The organism is Anaerococcus porci (assembly GCF_009696575.1).
Lineage (GTDB): Bacteria > Bacillota > Clostridia > Tissierellales > Peptoniphilaceae > Anaerococcus > Anaerococcus porci.
Genome location: NZ_VULQ01000027.1, coordinates 1 through 3,295 on the forward strand (window position 1 = coordinate 1; position 3,295 = coordinate 3,295).

The window sequence follows — 3,295 nt, forward strand, 5'->3', positions numbered from 1 at the left end:
GTTTGGCAACTTCCTAATCTCCCGGGAGGTCTCCCTCCGAGTACCATCGGCGTTAGAAGGCTTAACTTCTGTGTTCGGTATGGATACAGGTGTATCCCTTCTGCTTTTGTCACCATATTTTCTTTACCTAATACTTGCTCTTTGAGCCTTTTTCAAATAGCTATAAATATTTCCAGTCAAGTTTTAAAGTTTAGTATCCATTAGCTTAATACATTACTGCACTTACACCTTGGACCTATCTAAGGTATTTTCTTTACCTACTTTGAGAAATCTTATCTTGAGGGTTGCTTCGTACTTAGATGCTTTCAGTACTTATCAATTCCGCACGTAGCTACCGAGCTATGCCAGTGGCCTGACAACTCGTACACCATTGGTGCGTCCATCCCGGTCCTCTCGTACTAAGGACAGCTCCTCTCAAATTTCTTACGCCCACGCTGGATAGGGACCGAACTGTCTCACGACGTTCTGAACCCAGCTCGCGTGCCTCTTTAATGGGCGAACAGCCCAACCCTTGGGACCTACTCCAGCCCCAGGATGAGACGAGCCGACATCGAGGTGCCAAACCTCCCCGTCGATGTGGACTCTTGGGGGAGATAAGCCTGTTATCCCCGGGGTAGCTTTTATCCGTTGAGCGATGGCCCTTCCATTCGGTACCACCGGATCACTAAGTCCGTCTTTCGACTCTGCTTGAGTTGTAGCTCTCGCAGTTAAGCTCGCTTCTGCCTTTATACTCTTCGAATGGTTTCCGTCCATTCTGAGCGAACCTTTGAACGCCTCCGTTACTTTTTAGGAGGCGACCGCCCCAGTCAAACTGCCCAACTGACAATGTCCCATGCCCTGATTCAAGGGCTATGGTTAGAACTTTGATATTAAAAGGTTGGTATCCCACCAGTGACTCCGCCTAGATTGACATCCAAGTTTCTTTGTCTCCCAACTATCCTGTACATTTAATCTCAAAATCCAATATCAGCCTACAGTAAAGCTCCACGGGGTCTTTCCGTCCTAGCGTGGGTAAGTCGCATCTTCACGACTACTACAATTTCACCGGATCCTTTGTTGAGACAGTGCCCAAATCGTTACACCTTTCGTGCGGGTCGGAACTTACCCGACAAGGAATTTCGCTACCTTAGGACCGTTATAGTTACGGCCGCCGTTTACTGGGGCTTAAGTTCTAGCCTTCGATTGCTCTAAGCCTTCCCCTTAACCTTCCAGCACCGGGCAGGTGTCAGCTCCTATACTTCATCTTGCGATTTTGCAGAAACTTGTGTTTTTGGTAAACAGTCGCTTGGGCCTGGTTTCTGTGGCCATATTGCTATGGCTCCCCTTCTCCCGAAGTTACGGGGACATTTTGCCGAGTTCCTTAACAAAGGTTCTTCCGCGCGTCTTGGTATTCTCTACCTCCCTACCTGTGTCGGTTTTGGTACGGGCGCTTTTGTCTGGATAGTGACTTTTCTTGGCAATTTGGAGTCATCGACTTCTCTACTTATGTTTTCGATTCCTATCAGTTTTCAGAATTTATGAATGGCGGATTTGCCTACCATTCTTCCTACGACCTTAGACCATCATTTCCATCAGATGGCTTCGATTATCCTCTTGCGTCATCACATCTCTCTTAACGACTTCAAGCGGTACAGGAATATAAACCTGTTATCCATCGCCTACGCCTTTCGGCCTTAGCTTAGGTCCCGACTTTCCCTGAGGGGACGAGCCTTGCTCAGGAGACCTTAGGGTTTCGACGGGGATGATTCTCACATCCCTTCTCGCTACTCATGCCAGCATTCTCTCTTGTATTAAGTCCACTTTTGCTTTCGCCTTGGCTTCTTCCCTAATACAATGCTCCTCTACCACTAATAGAGGTATTAAGTTTAGCTATGAGTTGGTACGTCTTTTTTTACGTTTTATTAACTCGTTAACCAGTGATCTTTTTTGTAGTTAAGCTTTTTTGCTTATTACCTACTTTGACTTTAGACTTGTGTTTTTTTTGATAATTTCTTATCCATTATGTCTTTGCGTCTGAAATTTTTGAATTTCTTTTTTTTAATCTCTTCTGTATTGTTTTGTTAATATTTCCAATCTCATTTGTAAACTTAATCCCTCTATTAATCCGAAGCTTCGGTATTGAATTTGAGCCCCGTTCATTTTTGGCGCAAACCCACTTGACCAGTGAGCTATTACGCATTCTTTAAATGCATGGCTGCTTCTAAGCCAACGTCCTGGTTGTCTTAGTAGATTCACATCCTTTTCCACTTAATTCAAATTTTGGGACCTTAGCTGTCGGTCTGGGCTGTTTCCCTTTCGACTTAGAAGCTTATCCCCCTAAGTCTGACTCCCTGACTTGATTTTTTGGCATTCGGAGTTTGATAGGTTTCGGTACGGTCATCCGCCCTAGACCATTCAGTGCTCTACCTCCTAAAATCTTAGGTCAGAGGCTAGCCCTAAAGCTATTTCGAGGAGAACCAGCTATCTCCGGGTTCGTTTGGTTTTTCGCCCCTATCCACAGTTCATCCGATGCGTTTTAAACCGCACCCGGTTCGAGCCTCCATTGAATTTTACTTCAACTTCACTCTGACCATGGATAGATCACCCGGTTTCGGGTCTATTCCAATTTACTTTCGCCCTATTAAGACTCGCTTTCGCTACGGCTACTGATCTTAAATCATTAACCTTGCACTTTAGAATAACTCGCTGGCCCATTCTACAAAAGGTACGACATCACGTTCTTACACGCTTTGTCTGCTTGTAGGCACTAGGTTTCAGGTTCTATTTCACTCCCCTTTCGGGGTTCTTTTCACCTTTCCCTCACGGTACTTGTTCACTATCGGTCACATGTTAGTATTTAGCCTTAGGGGATGGGCCCCCTATCTTCACACCGGGTTTCTCGTGCCCGGTGATACTTTCCCTCAACTTTCTTAAGCCTTTCGTTTACAAGACTTTCACTTTCTTTGGTTTAGTTTTTCAACTAATTTAACTAGACTTATTTAAGCTTACTGAGTTAGGCTCTTTCCCTTTCGCTCGCCGCTACTTAGAAAATCGAATTTTCTTTCTCTTCCTCCTGCTACTTAGATGTTTCAGTTCGCAGGGTCTTACTTCACTAAGCTATGTATTCACTTAGTGATGACTGTGTCTTCCACAGCCGGGTTGCCCCATTCGGAGACCTAGGGGTCTTTGCTTTTTGTGAGCTTGCCCTAGTTTTCGTTCACTTACGTCCTTCTTCGCCTTCATGTGCCAAGGCATCCACCTTGTGCCCTTTCTTTCTTGACTGGAAATATTTATAGCTATTTAATTGTTTAGGTTC

General features: G+C 45.0%; 2 rRNA genes. Both read right to left on the bottom strand.

Going from position 1 to position 3,295, the window contains the following annotated elements:
- Positions 1–117 (bottom strand): 5S ribosomal RNA (gene rrf, locus FYJ26_RS10675).
- Between the two features lie 55 nt (positions 118–172).
- Positions 173–3,261 (bottom strand): 23S ribosomal RNA (locus FYJ26_RS10680).
- Positions 3,262–3,295 lie beyond the last annotated feature (34 nt).